This is a genomic window from Shewanella hanedai (genome assembly GCF_007197645.1).
Taxonomy (GTDB): domain Bacteria; phylum Pseudomonadota; class Gammaproteobacteria; order Enterobacterales; family Shewanellaceae; genus Shewanella; species Shewanella hanedai.
In genome coordinates this window covers 15,799-33,159 of record NZ_VKGK01000022.1, presented here as the reverse complement: position 1 = coordinate 33,159, position 17,361 = coordinate 15,799, and the positions used below count along the sequence as shown (strand labels likewise).

At 43.6% G+C, this 17,361-nt stretch carries 17 protein-coding genes; all 17 read left to right on the top strand.

Annotation, left to right across the window (positions count from 1 at the left end):
- Positions 1 to 36: 36 nt before the first annotated feature.
- Positions 37 to 1,929 (top strand): tRNA uridine-5-carboxymethylaminomethyl(34) synthesis enzyme MnmG, encoded by a 1,893-nt coding sequence (gene mnmG, locus FN961_RS16910; RefSeq protein WP_144041361.1) that lies wholly within the window; start codon positions 37 to 39, stop codon positions 1,927 to 1,929.
- A gap of 111 nt (positions 1,930 to 2,040) precedes the next feature.
- Positions 2,041 to 2,667, top strand: coding sequence for a 16S rRNA (guanine(527)-N(7))-methyltransferase RsmG (rsmG, locus tag FN961_RS16905; RefSeq protein ID WP_144041360.1), 627 nt, complete (start codon positions 2,041 to 2,043; stop codon positions 2,665 to 2,667).
- A 131-nt stretch (positions 2,668 to 2,798) separates the two neighbouring features.
- A complete protein-coding gene (locus tag FN961_RS16900; protein WP_144041359.1) occupies positions 2,799 to 3,590 on the top strand; it encodes a ParA family protein in 792 nt (263 codons plus the stop codon).
- Between the two features lie 15 nt (positions 3,591 to 3,605).
- A complete protein-coding gene (locus tag FN961_RS16895) occupies positions 3,606 to 4,496 on the top strand; it encodes a ParB/RepB/Spo0J family partition protein (RefSeq protein WP_144041358.1) in 891 nt (296 codons plus the stop codon).
- Positions 4,497 to 4,721: 225 nt separating this feature from the next.
- Complete coding sequence (locus tag FN961_RS16890) at positions 4,722 to 5,105, top strand: ATP synthase subunit I (protein WP_144041357.1); 384 nt, start codon at positions 4,722 to 4,724, stop codon at positions 5,103 to 5,105.
- Positions 5,106 to 5,117: 12 nt separating this feature from the next.
- A complete protein-coding gene (gene atpB, locus FN961_RS16885) occupies positions 5,118 to 5,912 on the top strand; it encodes a F0F1 ATP synthase subunit A (RefSeq protein ID WP_144041356.1) in 795 nt (264 codons plus the stop codon).
- A gap of 67 nt (positions 5,913 to 5,979) precedes the next feature.
- The gene (atpE, locus tag FN961_RS16880) at positions 5,980 to 6,231 is read left to right on the top strand and encodes a F0F1 ATP synthase subunit C (RefSeq protein WP_011639455.1); all 252 of its coding nucleotides are present in this window, start codon (positions 5,980 to 5,982) and stop codon (positions 6,229 to 6,231) included.
- Between the two features lie 37 nt (positions 6,232 to 6,268).
- Complete coding sequence (gene atpF, locus FN961_RS16875) at positions 6,269 to 6,739, top strand: F0F1 ATP synthase subunit B (RefSeq protein WP_144041355.1); 471 nt, start codon at positions 6,269 to 6,271, stop codon at positions 6,737 to 6,739.
- Between the two features lie 16 nt (positions 6,740 to 6,755).
- Positions 6,756 to 7,289 carry a F0F1 ATP synthase subunit delta gene (gene atpH / locus FN961_RS16870; RefSeq protein WP_144041354.1) on the top strand — a complete coding sequence of 178 codons (534 nt, stop codon included), beginning with the start codon at positions 6,756 to 6,758 and terminating at the stop codon, positions 7,287 to 7,289.
- A 14-nt stretch (positions 7,290 to 7,303) separates the two neighbouring features.
- On the top strand, positions 7,304 to 8,845 hold the full coding sequence (gene atpA, locus FN961_RS16865) for a F0F1 ATP synthase subunit alpha (RefSeq protein ID WP_144041353.1): 1,542 nt from the start codon (positions 7,304 to 7,306) through the stop codon (positions 8,843 to 8,845).
- A 48-nt stretch (positions 8,846 to 8,893) separates the two neighbouring features.
- Positions 8,894 to 9,754, top strand: a complete 861-nt coding sequence (atpG, locus tag FN961_RS16860; protein ID WP_144041352.1) for a F0F1 ATP synthase subunit gamma — start codon at positions 8,894 to 8,896, stop codon at positions 9,752 to 9,754.
- A gap of 35 nt (positions 9,755 to 9,789) precedes the next feature.
- Positions 9,790 to 11,166 (top strand): F0F1 ATP synthase subunit beta, encoded by a 1,377-nt coding sequence (gene atpD, locus FN961_RS16855; protein ID WP_144041351.1) that lies wholly within the window; start codon positions 9,790 to 9,792, stop codon positions 11,164 to 11,166.
- A gap of 31 nt (positions 11,167 to 11,197) precedes the next feature.
- Positions 11,198 to 11,626: a F0F1 ATP synthase subunit epsilon gene (locus FN961_RS16850; protein WP_144041350.1), complete on the top strand. Its 429-nt coding sequence runs from the start codon at positions 11,198 to 11,200 to the stop codon at positions 11,624 to 11,626.
- Between the two features lie 539 nt (positions 11,627 to 12,165).
- Positions 12,166 to 12,522 carry a DsrE/DsrF/TusD sulfur relay family protein gene (locus FN961_RS16845; RefSeq protein ID WP_144041349.1) on the top strand — a complete coding sequence of 119 codons (357 nt, stop codon included), beginning with the start codon at positions 12,166 to 12,168 and terminating at the stop codon, positions 12,520 to 12,522.
- A gap of 127 nt (positions 12,523 to 12,649) precedes the next feature.
- Positions 12,650 to 14,014 (top strand): bifunctional UDP-N-acetylglucosamine diphosphorylase/glucosamine-1-phosphate N-acetyltransferase GlmU, encoded by a 1,365-nt coding sequence (gene glmU, locus FN961_RS16840; RefSeq protein ID WP_144041348.1) that lies wholly within the window; start codon positions 12,650 to 12,652, stop codon positions 14,012 to 14,014.
- A 194-nt stretch (positions 14,015 to 14,208) separates the two neighbouring features.
- Positions 14,209 to 16,362, top strand: coding sequence for a TonB-dependent siderophore receptor (locus tag FN961_RS16835; RefSeq protein WP_144041347.1), 2,154 nt, complete (start codon positions 14,209 to 14,211; stop codon positions 16,360 to 16,362).
- A 156-nt stretch (positions 16,363 to 16,518) separates the two neighbouring features.
- Positions 16,519 to 17,289: a DeoR/GlpR family DNA-binding transcription regulator gene (locus FN961_RS16830; protein ID WP_144041346.1), complete on the top strand. Its 771-nt coding sequence runs from the start codon at positions 16,519 to 16,521 to the stop codon at positions 17,287 to 17,289.
- Positions 17,290 to 17,361 lie beyond the last annotated feature (72 nt).

Below are 17,361 nucleotides of genomic sequence, written 5' to 3'. Positions count from 1 at the left end.
TCGTTATCTACTGAAGTTTAATTTTAAGGTTTACTCATGCAATTTCATGAACGGTTCGATGTAATTATTATCGGTGGTGGTCACGCCGGTACTGAAGCCGCGTTAGCTGCAGCAAGAATGGGATCGAAAACCCTTTTGCTGACACACAACATCGATACCTTAGGACAGATGTCTTGCAATCCTGCTATTGGCGGAATTGGTAAGGGACATTTGGTAAAAGAGATTGATGCCTTAGGCGGTGCAATGGCTGTTGCCACTGACTTTGCTGGTATTCAATTCAGAACGCTTAACTCAAGCAAGGGCCCAGCAGTTCGAGCCACTCGTGCTCAAGCTGACAGAGCCTTGTACCGAGCTAAGATCCAAGAGATTTTGCAAAACCAACCAAACCTTAGACTTTTCCAACAAGCTGTTGATGATCTTATTGTTGAAAATGGTCAGGTCAAAGGCGTTGTCACCCAGATGGGATTAGCGTTTGAAGCACCTGCGGTAGTCTTAACTGCGGGGACTTTCCTCAGTGGTAAAATACACATTGGCATGCAGAACTACAGCGGAGGACGAGCAGGTGATCCACCATCGATCGCTTTAGCAGATCGTCTTCGTGAACTGCCGATCCGTATTGGTCGCTTAAAAACTGGTACGCCACCTCGAATTGATGCCAATACCATCGATTTTAATCAAATGGCTGAACAGAAAGGTGATACGCCTTTGCCTGTAATGTCATTTATCGGCGATGTGAAAGACCATCCTCGTCAAGTCTCTTGTTATGTAACTCATACCAATGAGCGCACACACGATATTATTCGTGGTGGATTAGACCGTAGCCCTATGTATTCAGGCGTTATCGAAGGTATTGGTCCACGTTACTGCCCGTCTATTGAAGATAAGATTCATCGTTTTGCAGACAAATCTTCCCATCAGATCTTTATTGAACCTGAAGGGCTAAACACCAATGAGATCTACCCTAACGGTATCTCAACAAGCTTGCCTTTCGATGTGCAGTTAAACTTGGTGAGATCAATTAAGGGAATGGAAAATGCTGAAATTATCCGTCCTGGTTATGCGATCGAATATGATTATTTTGATCCAAGGGATCTGAAGAACTCCCTTGAAACTAAAGCGATCTCTGGTCTTTTCTTTGCAGGACAGATCAACGGTACGACTGGTTACGAAGAAGCCGGTGCTCAAGGTTTATTAGCGGGAATGAACGCATCACTGCAAGTTCAAGGAAAAGAAGCATGGGCACCACGTCGTGATCAAGCTTACTTAGGCGTGTTAGTTGATGATTTATCGACCTTAGGGACTAAAGAACCGTACCGCATGTTCACTAGCCGTGCGGAATATCGTTTATTGCTACGCGAAGATAACGCCGATCTACGTTTAACCGAGAAAGGACGTGAACTTGGCTTAGTTGACGATAATCGTTGGGAAAAATTCAATGTGAAGCGTGAAGCGATTGAACAAGAGCTTCAACGTCTGCGTAGTCAGTGGGTTCATCCCCATTCACCTTTAATCGATATATTGAACCCTGAGTTGAATACGCCTATTTCACGTGAAGCCTCTTTTGAAGATCTATTGCGTCGTCCTGAAATGGATTATCCAAAGCTCATGTCTTTAGAAGGATTTGGCCCAGGACTTGAAGATCCACGTGCTGCAGAGCAAGTTCAGATCCAAGTTAAGTATTCTGGTTACATTCAACGTCAACAGGATGAGATTGATAAAGCGGTTCGTCATGAGACCACCGGATTACCTTTGGATCTTGATTACCAAGAGGTACCGGGTCTGTCAAATGAAGTGATTGCTAAACTCAACGATCATAAACCTGACACCATCGGTCAGGCCTCTAGAATTTCAGGCATGACACCTGCTGCGATCTCTATTTTATTAGTGCATCTGAAGCGACGTGGTCTGTTACGTAAAAAAGCCTCATAAATATATCTGATTTACTTCTAAGGGAAGCCAATAGCGCTTCCCTTACTGTTTCTGGCACTTCATAATGTCAATAATACTGTTTTTAGTCATACGTAATTAAGGATCAACCCTGTGTTATCAGCCCAATTAGATGAGTATTTGTCTGAAATGAACCTGTCTGCGACTGCTGAGCAGAAAAAGCAGCTTATCGGTTTTGTTGAGATGCTCGACAAATGGAACAAGGCGTATAACCTGACTTCGATCCGTGATCCGCAGCAAATGCTGATCCGCCACATTATGGACAGTTTAGCGGTATCAGAACATCTTGTGGGTGAACGTTTTATCGATGTTGGCACAGGACCCGGTCTACCTGGTATTCCATTAGCTATAATGAATCCTGACCGTTCGTTTGTATTGCTAGACAGTTTAGGAAAGCGGATCCGTTTTCAAAAGCAAGTTCAGCATGAGTTAGGTATCAAAAACATCAGTTCAGTAGAGAGCCGAGTTGAAGCGTACCAACCTGAAGTTAAATTCGATGGCGTATTAAGTCGAGCATTTGCTTCAATTGAGGATATGCTGCATTGGTGTCACCATCTACCAGCAGACAACGGTTGTTACTATGCATTGAAAGGTCAGCTGGCTGAAGATGAAATGGCAAACATGCCTGAAGGGTTTGAAGTTACGGATATTTTCGAACTGAAAGTTCCTCGTCTTGATGAGCAGAGACACTTATTAAGAGTCGTCAAAAAAGCGCAATAAAGTTGCATTTTTTCAGTGGTTCAAGCAACTTGGTTATTGTTATAACCTAGATTGAGTCGTTATCCGTGATTCAACTGCTTAATTTAGGTTCACTGTGTTGAATATAAGAAAGTGACATACAGGATGATATTGTGGGTAAAGTGATTGCCGTAGCCAACCAAAAAGGTGGCGTGGGAAAAACAACAACTTGTGTGAATTTAGCGGCATCTTTAGCAGCTACTAAGCGTAAAGTGTTGCTGATTGATCTCGATCCTCAGGGCAATGCGACCATGGGGAGCGGCATTGACAAATACAGCGTCGAAAATACGGCTTATGAACTGTTGGTTGATGAGAAGCCTTTCGATGAAGTTGTTTACCGAGAGACAAGCGGTAAATATGATCTGATCGCGGGCAACGGTGATGTCACTGCTGTTGAGATCAAGTTGATGGAGTTTTTTGCGCGTGAGATCCGCTTACGCAATGCGCTTGCTCCGATCAAAGATAATTACGATTATATTTTTATCGATTGTCCACCCTCTTTAAATATGTTGACCGTGAATGCGATGTCTGCGGCTGATTCTGTTCTAGTGCCGATGCAGTGTGAGTATTATGCGCTAGAAGGCTTAACCGCATTAATGGATACCATCAGTAAGATTGGTGCCATGGTTAATCCGGGTCTGCATATCGAAGGCATTTTACGCACTATGTACGATCCGCGTAATCGTTTGGCCAATGATGTGTCCGATCAGCTTAAACAGCATTTTGGTGAGAAAGTGTATCGCACCGTTATTCCTCGAAACGTCCGACTGGCTGAAGCCCCAAGTTTTGGTGCTCCGGCTATGTATTATGATAAATCCAGTGCGGGTGCAAAGGCATATCTGTCACTGGCTGGTGAGATTATTCGTCGTGCTGAACAGCATGACCTTGAAGGCGAGCAAGCTTAAATTAAGGTTAAGGAAATGACAGTTAAAAAGCGTGGTTTGGGTAAAGGCCTGGAAGCATTACTCAGTACCAGCAGTGCAGCGAGCGCTAAGTTGAATCAAACAAGTAGTGACTCCGTAGAGCAAGATGTTAAAAGTGATGCGCTTCTCATGTTGGATATCGACATGATGCAATCAGGAAAATATCAACCTCGTAAGGATATGTCACCTGAAGCTCTGGATGAGCTTTCTGAATCGATTAAGGCACAAGGCATTATTCAGCCTATTTTGGTGCGTAAAATATCGTCGACTATGTATGAGATCATTGCTGGTGAACGTCGCTGGCGTGCTGCTCAGCTGGCTAAATTTGAGAAAGTCCCCTGTATTGTTAAGCAAGTGCCCGATGAGTCTGCTGTCGTCATTGCTTTGATTGAGAATATCCAGCGTGAAGATCTCAATGCAATGGAAGAAGCGATTGCCCTACACCGCTTAATGGAAGAGTTTAATCTGACTCATCAGCTGATTGCTAATGCGGTTGGAAAGTCACGTGCAACCGTGTCTAACTTGCTTCGTCTTATCGGCCTTAATGAACCTGTTAAACGTATGTTAGAGTATGGTGATATAGATATGGGCCATGCCCGTGCTTTGTTGGCAATTGAAGGCGAAGAACAAACAATTATCGCAAGAATGGTTGCCGCAAAAGAATTAACAGTCCGTGAAACTGAACGCTTAGTTAATAAAACCTTAAATCCACCTGAAATTACAGATAAACCCGCCAAAGATCACGATGTCTCGCGTCTTGAAAGTCAATTAGTTGAGAGGTTAGGTGCTAAGGTTTCGATTACCCATAATAAGAAGGGAAAGGGAAAATTAGTAATAAACTATCAAGATCTCGCTGAATTAGACGGCATTATCAGCAAAATCCATTAAAAAACTCATGTTACCGCTATATTATGTAACTTTGTGACATCTGTTAGTTTTAGTCTTTTGCATCTTTGGTCGTAGATCACGTTAAAAAGGTCGATTTTAATCAGCTTAAACTTGCTTTGAAGGCCCGAAAAGGTATACTTTCGCAAGCTTTTTTGTTGTTCGGTACGGTTTGAATATAGTAATCCGGTTATCGAGACATTAAAGCATTAATGCGGAGAAGGTAAATTGAGTAAGGTTTTAGCACGTCGTGGCCGATGGTCAGCCTATAAATTGGTGATGATGCAGGCGGCGGTGGCAGGAGTTACTTCTATTTTCTTTTTCGCCACGTGGGGAGCTCAGTATGGTTTATCTGCATTAGCAGGTGGCGCTATTGCTGTACTTCCTAATTTTGTATTCGCAACCCTCGCTTTTTCCCACACGGGAGCAAGTTCAGCTGGAAAGGTCATTAAGACTTTTTACTGGGGGGAAGCGGTAAAGTTGCTGCTTACAATAGCGATGTTTTCACTAGTGTTTATTAATTGGAAAGTCGGATTTATGCCACTTTTCGTTTGTTACACCCTAGCGTTAATAGTGCATTGGACAGCTCCTTTATATTTCAAGCAAAGTTAAGTGGGATGAATCATGGCTGCAACTGGTGAAGCGTTAACACCGCAGGGCTATATCCAGCACCACCTTACCAACTTAAGTGTAGGTGACGGTTTCTGGACATGGCATATTGATTCGTTGTTCTTTTCGGTTGGGCTTGGTGTTCTGTTCCTATGGCTATTCCGTAGCGTTGGTAAGAAGGCAACAACAGGTGTTCCTGGCAAACTTCAGTGTTTTGTCGAGATGATTGTTGAATTTGTTGACTCTAGCGTGAAAGAAACCTTCCATGGCCGCAATCCTGTTATTGCTCCGTTGGCATTAACGATTTTTGTTTGGGTATTCATGATGAACTTCATGGATATGGTTCCAGTTGACTGGATCCCATCACTGGCACTTGCTGCTGGTATCCCTTACATGAAAGTTGTTCCAACAACTGACGTTAACATTACCTTTAGCTTAGCTATTGGTGTGTTTGTGCTGATAGTTTACTACAGCATTAAAGTCAAAGGCGTTTCAGGTTTTGTTAAAGAACTGACCATGCAGCCTTTCAACCATTGGGCAATGATACCCGTCAACTTCCTATTAGAAACTGTAACTTTGATCGCTAAGCCAATTTCATTGGCACTGCGTCTGTTCGGTAACTTATATGCGGGTGAGTTGATATTCATCCTTATTGCGTTGATGTATGGTGCTAACTGGGCATTATCTACTCTAGGTGTAACTTTACAGCTAGGTTGGTTAATTTTCCATATTTTGGTTATTACTCTACAGGCGTTCATCTTCATGATGTTGACCATTGTTTATCTAAGCATGGCGCATGAAGATCATTAAGGATTGCTAAAAAATTATTTTTTAGCTAAAAAATAAACTAACTAGATTTAGATATTTGGAGATAGAGATGGAAACTGTATTAGGCATGACAGCTATTGCTGTTGCTCTACTAATTGGTATGGGTGCACTCGGTACCGCTATCGGTTTTGGCCTATTGGGTGGCAAGTTCTTGGAAGGCGCAGCGCGTCAACCAGAAATGGCTCCAATGCTGCAAGTTAAAATGTTCATCGTCGCCGGTCTTCTTGATGCGGTAACTATGATCGGTGTTGGTATTGCATTATTCATGCTTTTCACCAATCCATTAGGTGCAATGCTGTAATAAACGCTTCTGTCTTTAAACTCAATAGGAGGCTGTTGTGAATTTCAACGCTACCTTACTCGGACAGTCGGTCGCCTTTTTAATCTTCGTGTGGTTCTGCATGAAGTATGTATGGCCACCTTTGATGAATGCCATCGAAGAGCGTCAAAAAAGGATTGCTGACGGTTTAGCTCATGCTGACCGTGCCGTAAAAGACCTTGAGTTGGCACAAGCGAAAGCGACTGACCAACTAAAAGACGCCAAAGCTACTGCTAATGAAATTATTGAGCAAGCGAACAAACGCAAAGCTCAAATAGTTGACGAAGCAAAAGCCGAAGCTGATGCTGAGCGTAATAAAATTATTGCTCAGGGTTATGCAGAAATTGAAGCTGAACGTAATCGCGTTAAAGAAGACTTGCGTAAGCAAGTTGCTACTCTTGCCATTATTGGTGCAGAGAGAATTCTTGAACGTTCTATCGATAAAGCCGCCCACAGTGACATAGTTGATAAACTAGTTGCTGAACTTTAAATAAGGAGTTTGAGTTATGGCTGAAATAACCACCATCGCTCGTCCTTACGCAAAGGCAGCGTTTGATTTTGCTATTGAAAAAAATGCAGTTGATAGTTGGGCAGAAATGCTTAACTTCGCGGCCATGGTCAGTGAAAACGAAACCATTAAGCCACTGTTATCTGGCGCATTAGCCAGTAATAAACTCGCCGAACTTTTTATTAATGTTTGTGGTGAGCAAGTCAATGAGCAAGGTCAAAATCTGTTAAAGGTAATGGCTGAAAACGGTCGTTTAGAAGCACTACCTGCTGTATCTCAACTTTTTGTTGGGCTGCGCAATGAGTGGGCAAAAGAAGTTGAAGCGTCTGTCGTTTCAGCCACTGAGCTTACCGTTGAGCAACAACAGGAAATTAGTGTTTCTCTAGAGAAACGTCTCACACGCAAAATAAAGCTGAATTGCAGCACGGATGCCAGCCTAATAGCTGGTGTAATTATCACGGCAGGTGACCTCGTCATAGACGGTTCGGTCCGCGGAAAAATTTCGCGTCTGTCTGATACACTGCAATCGTAATTGGGAGTTTGAGCATGCAACTGAATTCCACTGAAATCAGCGATCTGATTAAACAGCGGATCGAGCAGTTCGAAGTCGTCAGTGAAGCTCGCAACGAAGGTACTATCGTTGCAGTAAGTGACGGCATCATCCGCATCCACGGCCTAGCCGATGTGATGCAAGGTGAGATGATCGAGCTGCCTGGTAACCGTTTCGCAATCGCGTTGAACTTAGAACGTGATTCTGTCGGTGCCGTAGTTATGGGTCCTTATGCCTCGTTGGCAGAAGGCGATAAAGTTAAAACAACTGGTCGTATTTTGGAAGTCCCAGTTGGCCGTGGTCTTTTAGGTCGCGTAGTCAACACATTGGGTGAGCCAATCGACGGAAAAGGACCTATCGACAACGATGGTTTCTCTCCTGTTGAAGTCATCGCACCAGGTGTTATTGAACGTCAGTCAGTAGATCAGCCAGTGCAAACTGGTTATAAAGCCGTTGACTCTATGATCCCAATCGGTCGTGGACAGCGTGAATTGATTATTGGTGACCGTCAGATCGGTAAAACCGCTCTAGCGATCGATTCAATTATCAATCAAAAAGATACTGGCATTAAGTGTGTATACGTAGCGGTAGGCCAAAAGGCTTCTACCATTGCTAACGTGGTACGCAAGCTAGAAGAACATGGCGCTTTGGCGAACACCATTGTTGTTGTTGCTACAGCTTCTGAAGCTGCTGCACTACAATATTTGGCTCCATACTCTGGTTGTTCAATGGGTGAGTATTTCCGCGACCGCGGTGAAGATTCACTGATTGTCTATGATGATCTTTCTAAGCAAGCAGTTGCTTACCGTCAGATCTCATTGCTACTTAAGCGTCCACCAGGACGTGAAGCATACCCAGGTGATGTATTCTATCTTCACTCTCGTCTGTTGGAACGTGCTTCACGTGTTAACGCCGAGTATGTTGAGAAGTTCACTAAAGGTGAAGTTAAAGGCCAAACTGGTTCTTTGACTGCTCTGCCGATTATTGAAACTCAAGCGGGTGACGTATCTGCATTCGTACCGACCAACGTAATTTCGATTACTGATGGTCAGATCTTCCTTGAAACTGACCTATTTAACTCTGGACTACGTCCTGCTGTTAACCCTGGTATTTCGGTTTCTCGTGTTGGTGGTGCGGCTCAGACTAAGATCATCAAGAAACTGTCTGGCGGTATTCGTAGCGCACTTGCACAGTATCGAGAGCTTGCAGCGTTCTCACAGTTTGCATCTGACTTAGATGATGCAACACGTGCTCAGCTTGAGCATGGTGAGCGTGTTACCGAACTTATGAAGCAAAAGCAATACGCCCCTATGAGCGTAGCTGATCAGTCTGTGTCTATTTTCTCAGCTGAAAAAGGTTACCTAAAGAGCGTTGAGCTTAATAAGATTGGTGATTTCGAAGCATCTTTGCTCTCTTTCATGAACAGCGAGCATGCTGAGCTTATGAAGACCATTAACGATACTGGCAATTATAATGCCGATATTGAAGGTGAGTTGAAGGCCGGCCTCGATAAGTTCGTCGAAACCCAAACCTGGTAATCGAACGAGGTGCCTTTGGCACCTCAGGTCCAGAATTGGAGAGTTAAGATGGCCAACGCTAAAGAGATTAAAACCAAGATCGCGAGTGTTCAAAACACTCAGAAGATCACATCCGCTATGGAAATGGTTGCAGCCAGCAAAATGCGCAGAGCGCAGGAACGCATGGCAGCAAGCCGCCCATATGCAGAAAATATGCGTAAGGTGATCGGTCACGTGGCGCAAGGTTCTCTCGAGTATAAGCACCCCTATTTAGAGGTGAGAGAGGCTAAGCGTGTTGGTTACATTGTTGTGTCAACCGACCGTGGTCTTTGTGGTGGTCTGAACGTTAACCTTTTCAAAAAGGTTATCGCAGACGTGAAGCAGCAACGTGCAGCTGGTGTAGAAGTTGAATTCTGCCCAATCGGCGCACGAAGCGTACAGTTCTTCACTAATTTTGGCGGAATAGTACCTGCTCAAGCATCTGGTTTAGGCGACGCTCCAAAGCTCGCTGACCTGATCGGAACAGTACGTGTGATGCTAGAAGCATACAACGAAGGCAAGCTGGATCGTTTGTACGTAGTATTTAACAAATTCGTTAATACTATGGCTCAAACGCCAGTGATCGAACAGCTGCTACCTTTGCCAAAGTCTGAAGAGGATGAGATTTCTCATCATTGGGACTACATATACGAGCCGGATCCAAAAGAACTTTTGGATACCTTATTGGTACGTTATGTGGAGTCGCAAGTTTACCAAGGTGTTGTCGAGAATATTGCATCTGAACAAGCGGCCCGTATGGTTGCTATGAAGTCTGCAACTGACAACGCTGGTGATCTTATTAGTGACTTGCAGTTAGTTTACAACAAGGCTCGTCAGGCTGCGATTACGCAAGAACTGTCGGAAATTGTTGCTGGAGCTGCAGCCGTTTAGGCTAGGTAACGAATACAAGTTTTAGAGGATTTATCATGAGCACAGGTACTGTTGTCCAAGTCATTGGCGCGGTTGTGGACGTTGAGTTTCCACAAGATTCCGTACCTCAGATATATGACGCTCTAAAGATCGAAAGTGAAGGCTTGGTGCTGGAAGTTCAGCAACAACTTGGTGGTGGTGTAGTTCGTACCATCGCTATGGGTACTTCAGACGGTCTGCGTCGTGGTCTTGAGGTTGTAAACTCAGGTTCACCTATTTCTGTTCCGGTTGGGGAAAAAACCCTTGGCCGTATCATGAACGTATTAGGTCAACCTATTGATGAATGTGGCGATATCGGTGAACAAGAGCGTTATGTTATTCACCGTGAAGCCCCTTCATATGAAGACCAATCAAGCTCAACTGAACTTTTAGAGACGGGTATCAAGGTTATCGACCTTGTTTGTCCGTTCGCTAAAGGTGGTAAAGTTGGTTTGTTTGGTGGTGCTGGTGTTGGTAAGACCGTCAACATGATGGAACTTATTAACAACATCGCTAAAGCACACTCAGGTTTATCTGTATTTGCTGGTGTAGGTGAGCGTACTCGTGAGGGTAACGATTTCTACTACGAGATGAAAGATTCTGGTGTTCTCGATAAAGTGGCCATGGTTTATGGTCAGATGAACGAGCCTCCAGGAAACCGTCTACGTGTGGCACTTACTGGTCTAACTATGGCTGAGAAGTTCCGTGACGAAGGTAAAGATGTTCTTTTCTTCGTTGATAACATCTATCGTTACACCTTGGCAGGTACTGAAGTATCTGCACTGCTAGGCCGTATGCCATCAGCAGTAGGTTACCAGCCAACATTGGCTGAAGAGATGGGGGTACTTCAGGAACGTATTACATCGACTAAGTCAGGGTCTATTACCTCTGTCCAAGCCGTTTACGTACCTGCGGATGATTTGACCGATCCGTCACCAGCAACAACCTTCGCTCACTTAGATGCGACTGTTGTATTGTCACGTAACATCGCTTCTATGGGTATTTACCCAGCGGTTGACCCATTGGATTCGACTTCACGTCAATTAGATCCATTGGTTGTTGGTCAAGAGCATTATGATGTTGCTAACGGTGTGCAGACTGTACTTCAGCGCTATAAAGAGCTGAAAGATATTATTGCGATTCTTGGTATGGACGAATTATCTGATGAAGATAAGACGACTGTTGCCCGTGCTCGTAAGATTGAAAAGTATCTTTCTCAGCCATTCTTCGTAGCAGAAGTATTCACCGGTTCTCCAGGTAAGTACGTTTCTCTTAAAGACACTATTCGTGGATTTAAGGGTATTCTTGAAGGTGAGTTTGATAGCCTTCCTGAGCAAGCGTTCTACATGGTTGGTTCAATCGACGAAGCCGTTGAGAAAGCTAACAAAAAATAACTAGGTCTCTGACTTAGTTTAAGGAGAACGGATGGCAGCCATGACAGTACAACTTGATATTGTAAGTGCAGAACACAGCATCTTTACTGGCCTTGTAGCAAACCTACAAGTGACTGGTTCAGAAGGTGAGCTAGGTATTATGCCTGGTCACGCGCCGCTGCTGACATATATCAAACCTGGCATGGCACGCATCGTCAAGCAAGATGGGAAAGAAGAAGTGTTTTATCTTTCAGGTGGTATTCTGGAAGTTCAACCTTTTTCTGTTTCAGTATTGGCTGACGTAGTATTGCGTGCTGATGAGATTGACGAAAAGGCCGCTGGAGAAGCTAAGCGTCGTGCAGAATCTGCTATGGCAGATGCTGGCGCTGACTTCAACTATGCTGCCGCTGCGATTGAACTAGCTCAGGCTGTTGCTCAATTGCGCGTTGTTGAAACCATCAAGAAGAACATTTCCCGATAAGGGCTATTGTTTGATAAAAAAAGGCGTTTATCTTCGGATGAACGCCTTTTTTGTGCCTAAAAGAAGGTTAAAAGCAGGCCCTAGGAAAAGCGAAGAAAGGTCCTAGGTGCGAGGAAAAAAGAGGAACGGCTTGAAGTCGAGGGAACGTGACGGTGTCACTTACGGAAAAGGTGGGAAAAAAAGGTTCTAGAAAAGTCGTGGCGAACGCTTTGCTGACGGATAACAGAATGCTCGTAAGCTCACTCACGGAAAAGACTAAATAATTTGATTTTTGTAGGTCGGGCTTTAGTCTGTCAATTAAAGGGGGATCAAAATTTGTTGGAAAAGAAGGAAAGCCAAAATAGAAAGTTAGCGTTGTCGGTATCGCTCTTATAGGATCTAGCAGGAGCGTAGCGACGCTCTAGCCGTGACAGGGTCACGTCCTAGTACCTTTTAGTAGAATCTAATAGCTTGAATTAATTATCGTGATCCGTGTAAGTCTTTAAACCTGATTTGAGTGTTACCCTCACGAAATAACTTAATATCTGAGAGTTTTACTCATGCAACACATTCTTATCATCGTTAATGACGCTCCTTACGGCTCAGAAAGGTTGTTTAATGCCTTGCGTCTTGCAATACAACTCAATGAACATGAAAGTCCACCAGCTAAGGTCAGTCTGTTTTTACTCTCTGATGCGATTACTGCGGTCTTGCCTAAACAGCAACCCGGTGAAGGTTATAATATTGGGCAGATGTTGGAGATAATTCTGGCTCAGCAAGGGGAAGTGAAATTTTGTCGTTCATGCGTCCATACCAGAGGGTTACAAGATCTCAAGGTGATTGAAGGGTGTGAAGAGGCCACTATGGAGGATTTAGCTCAATGGGTGCTGGTTGCTGATAAAGTGATCACCTTTTAACTATGCCCAAGCTTCTTGGGCATGTAACCGCTAAAGTCGCTTTTCATTGTTCAATGGCTTAAAATCAGTTCCATAAAAATAGACCTTAATCTCTTTATATTAATAAGCATTAGCTCAAGGATAACTCATGGCATTGAACGTAGTGATTTTGGCTGCAGGCAAGGGAACTCGCATGCGCTCAGATCTCCCTAAAGTTTTACACCCTATTGCCCATAAGAGCATGGTACAACATGTGATCGATACGGCTAATCAGGTGGGAAGCGATGCGATTCAGTTGGTTTATGGTTATGGTGCTGAGAAACTACAAAATGTGTTAGGTGAGCAGCAACTTAATTGGGTACTACAAGCTGAACAGCTTGGTACTGGTCATGCTGTGGCTCAGGCTAATTCAAATATTGATGATGACGATACTGTTCTTATCCTTTATGGCGATGTGCCGTTAATCCAAGCTTCTACGCTGGAAGCATTACTCGCAGCCCGTGAAGAGAATGGCTTGGCTATTCTTACCGTAAATCTGCCTAATCCTATGGGTTATGGCCGTATCGTTCGCGAGGCTGGAAATGTAGTCGGTATTATTGAGCAGAAAGATGCCAATGCGGAACAGTTAGCCATTAATGAAATTAACACCGGTATTATGGCGGCGCCAGGCAAGCAACTTAAAGCTTGGCTTAGTCAGCTATCATCAGATAATGCCCAGGGTGAATATTACCTGACAGATATCGTTGCGATGGCCCATAAAGATGGTGTGGCTATCACTACAGCCCAGCCTGAATCTGCAATTGAAGTAGAAGGCGCGAATAACCGAGTTCAACTGGCTCAATTAGAGCGTGCTTATCAAGCTCGTGCTGCTGAAAAGTTGATGCTTGAAGGTGCTAATTTGCGTGATCCTGCTCGTATTGATATCCGCGGTGACGTGACTGTGGGAATGGATGTGATGATTGATATCAACGTCATTATTCAAGGTAAGGTCACTATTGGTAATAACGTCACAATCGGCGCTGGTGCCATTCTTATTGATTGTGATATTAGCGACAATGCTGAGATTAAGCCTTACTCTATTGTTGAAAGTGCCAAAATGGGCGTGGCTTCAAGTGCTGGACCTTTTGCTCGTCTTCGTCCGGGCGCAGAGCTTAAGACTGACGCTCATGTCGGTAACTTCGTTGAGATGAAGAAAGCTGTGTTGGGTGAAGGTTCAAAAGCAGGTCATTTGGCGTACATTGGTGATGCAAAAATTGGCAGTGGCGTGAATATTGGTGCTGGCACAATTACCTGTAACTATGATGGTGTTAATAAGCATCTGACCGTTATTGAAGATAATGTCTTTGTCGGGAGTGATACTCAATTGGTTGCTCCAGTAACCATAGGTAAGGGGGCAACTTTAGGGGCTGGCTCCACTATTACTCGCGATGTCGCTGCTGATGAGTTGGTGATCACTCGGGTTAAACAGCGTCACTTAACCGGTTGGGCACGCCCAGTTAAGAAGAAAAAGTAATCTTATTTCTAATAAAATGAAGCAGCTTCTTAGCTGCTTTTTTTATGTCTATAAGTCTTATCTATAACGCTATTTTTGCGTTTTTTAGAACTGGATCACTCCTCTTTGTAAACTTATGTAAAGAAACTTAAATAAAAACAATTCTCATTTATATTACGCCCAACTTAAGCTTGATATCCATTTTGAGGTTGGCAATGTCTTCAATGACGCGTGTATTCAAAAATCGAATCTTTAATTACTCATCCATCAGTGTTGCAATACTTTCTGCATTATCAGCGACGTCTGTTACTGCCGAAGAACTAGATAGTATCGCGATCCCTACCGCTAATATTGAGCGTATTACCGTTACTGGTCGTAGCTTCAATGACTACAAAGCTGGGACTGCATCAGGTGCTATGCGTGGTGATATCGATTTAATGGATACACCTCAATCAGTCAATGTCATTCCTAGTTTTGTTACCGATGAGCAGTTAGCAACCAACCTTTCAGAAGTGCTTGTGAATGATTCAAGTGTGACTGGTGGAAGTGAGAAGTGGAACCGTCAGGTATTCAGCATTCGTGGTTTTGAGCTTTCATCGGGTTCTGGTTATTTAATCAATGGTCAGCAGCAGTGGTCTCATTATGTGCAACCAATTGAGACACTACAGCAAGTTGAGGTGCTAAAAGGTCCTTCAAGTATGTTGTATGGTCAGTCAGGCCCTGGTGGCTTGATCAACATGGTGACAAAAAAACCGACCTACGACACGCAATTTGAACTTGGTTTTGATACCGATGAGCATGGTTCTACTCGCTACCTGTTAGATGGAAGCGGCAGTCTGAATGAAGACCAAACTATTCGTTACCGTACCGTTTTAGTTAAGCAAGATACTCAGTACTGGAGAGAGTACCAAGATGGTTCGAATCAGGAACGTGATCGCTGGTTAGGTTATATAAATCTTGAGTTTGATATTACAGATGATCTTATGTTGTCGCTTAAGTATGACCATACCCAAGATAAAACAGGTATCGACACAGGTGGTTGGTTAGATAGCAGCGGTGACTTGATTGGGGGTAAAGATATTATCTGGGATCAGCCATGGGCATTTACCGATAATACGATTACTAACATGGGAGCTGATATTGTCTACCATATTAGCGATGACTGGCAGGTAAAAGCGGGTTATAACGACCAGCAGTTTAATCGTCAACGTTTAGATTCATCACCACAATATAGTGAAAATGCGCTTACAGACGGTTATACCGTGAAGCCGTTCGATCGTTATGATGATTGGCAGCATAAGACGAGTTATGTGGATTTTGTTGGTAACTTCTCGACTGGTGACTTTGATCATCAGTTCCTGATAGGCGCTAACATGTTGGATTACTACTATGGACAGCTGCGTGTAAAGGGGGCTGCTGTGCCTGTAGCACCTGGTGAGACTATTGCTAACCCAAATCTTGATTACAACAATGATCCTGACGGAAAGTATGAAAGTTCTTACAAGCATTATGGCTTCTACATTCAGGATTTGATGACGATTAACGAGCAGTGGAAAGTGTTGGCTGGTGTGCGTTATGACGAGCAGAAAAAAGAGGGTGATGGCAATAATAGCTACGCGGTATCACCTAAGTTTGGTGTGATCTATTCACCCACTGATAATGGTAGTATTTACGTTAACTACTCAAAGAGTTTCACACCTCAAGGTATCGTCAATGATCCTGATGATGTGAATTTCAGGACTAACCTTGACCCTGAGTACGGCGATCAATACGAGATAGGCACAAAGTGGGAGTTGTTTAACGATAGCTTGTTACTTACCGCAGCTGTATTCGATATCACGGTATCAAATGTCACTGTGACTGAAGATCTTGTTAATCCGATCCCTGATGGTAATCAAACCATCACGACGCAAAGTGGCGAGCAGCGTCATCAAGGTTTCGAAATGGGCGCTCAAGGACAGGTGAGTGATAAGTGGTTTGTTACTAGTTCTATGATGTACCTCGATGCGGAATATATTACTCCTGCAGGGGATCAAGATCATTTAGATGGTAAGACTCCCATCGATGCTCCTGAGTGGTCGGCTAACATATGGACTCGTTATGAGATGACGGATGACTTAGCGCTTAACTTTGGTGCTATCTATGTCGGTGAGCGTTTTGCTAATACAGATAATACTATCTCTAAAGATGGCTATGTTCGTTATGACATGGGTGCAGCTTATACCATGGATGTGATGGGCAGCGATGTTAGCGTACGTTTAAACGTGAAGAATCTGTTCGATACCGATTACCTTGCTGGTGGTGGTCATAAAGACGTGACCGTAGGTGAAGGACGTCATTTCAGCTTAGCCTTACAAGCTAACTTCTAAGCTTAACATTCCGCTTTAAAGCAAATTTAAAGGCCTCTATCTTAGATAGGGGCTTTTTTTTGCCTGAATTTTACTCTTTTTGATATTTCAAACTGGTAAAAAAGTTTCGTTTCACTATAATGCATCTTTCGAAACGAAACTTAATTGAAAGATTTTATGAACAAACGTAATACTCAGCAGCGCAGACATAGCATTATTAGCATCTTGAATGAACAAGGTGAAGTGAGTGTTGATGAGTTGTCTAATCGTTTTGAAACATCAGAAGTCACCATACGTAAAGATCTGGCTGTACTGGAAAAAACAGGTCTTTTACTGCGTCGTTATGGTGGTGCAGTGGCGATCCCCGATGAGGTCACTCAGCAGTTCTCAGCCAAAATAGCCCCAAATAAATTATCGATTGCTCAGGCAGCTGCAGCGCTGATCAATGATCATAATCGCATCATGATAGACAGTGGTAGTACGACATTCGGGCTTATTCAGCAATTGAACAGTAAGCGTGGCCTCGTGGTGATGACCAATTCATTGCAGTTAGCTAATGCGATTCACGAACTGGAAAACGAACCGACACTTTTGATGACCGGTGGTACATGGGATCCTCATTCTGAATCATTTCAAGGTCAGGTTGCTGAGCAAGTACTGCGTTCATATAACTTTGATCAACTCTTTATTGGTGCTGACGGTATCGATTTGGATCGTGGTACCACGACCTTTAACGAGCTAACTGGCCTAAGTAAAGTGATGGCCGAAGTTTCCCGTGAAGTGGTTGTGATGCTTGAGTCTGACAAAGTGGGACGACGTATCCCTAATCTGGAACTGCCATGGAGCCAAGTGAGTGTATTGGTTACCGATGACAGGCTAGCGGCAGAAGCCATTGAAAGTATTTCTAACCATGGTGTGCGAGTCATTCTCGCACCCTATGTGGGATAACTAATTTACGTTATTCAGTATCAAATTCATTTTAATTTTTAACTCTTATTTTACTCTCGCTTTAGAGAGATT